Annotated in this window: 1 protein-coding gene; it reads right to left on the minus strand. The window is 71.0% G+C overall.

The window, feature by feature from the left end; genetic code table 11:
• Positions 1-32 precede the first annotated feature (32 nt).
• The coding region (locus D7X32_RS44575) for a sensor histidine kinase (RefSeq protein ID WP_208752784.1) at positions 33-594 on the minus strand (562 nt) is incomplete at its 5' end.

The following is a 594-nucleotide window of genomic DNA, read 5'->3' on the forward strand; positions in this document are numbered from 1 at the left end:
GAGATGTCTCGTGGGCTCGGATGCCTGGGGGCTCAGGAGCCGGTCGCGGACGAACCGCCCGTCCGGGGCAGCCACACGATGAAGCGGGTGCCGTCCGCCGCTCCCGACTCCACGGAGATGCGCCCACCGTGGGCCAGGGCGATCTGCCGCACGATGAAGAGCGACAGCCCCAGCCCGTCATCCGCGGAGCACAGGGCGCGGTGCTTGAACGGCTCGAAGAGGGTGCCCTGGTACTCCGGAGGCACCCGGCAGTCCGGGTCGTGCACCTGGACCGTCACGCCGTCCCAGCGCCCCTGAAGTTGGAGCACCACGGAGGAGGTCACCGGCCCGTGGTGGAGGGCGTTGCCCACCAGCGAGTCCATCAGCTGGAAGATGCGGTCGCCGTCCCAGATGCCCTTCAGGTCGCCGTTGGCGACCAGCCGCACGTCGCGGCCCGGGTGGGCGCTGCGCCGGTCCGCCACCACGCGCTCCGCCAGCTGTCCCAGATTGACGGAGGTGGGCTGCACGGGCAGGCCGTTGGACAGCCGGGCGCGGGTGAAGTCCAAGAGCTGGCGGATCAGCCGTTCCACCCGGCGCACGCCCTGTCTCTTATAC

The sequence above is a fragment of the Corallococcus carmarthensis genome, from assembly GCF_003611695.1.
In the GTDB taxonomy this organism is placed as follows: Bacteria; Myxococcota; Myxococcia; order Myxococcales; family Myxococcaceae; genus Corallococcus; species Corallococcus carmarthensis.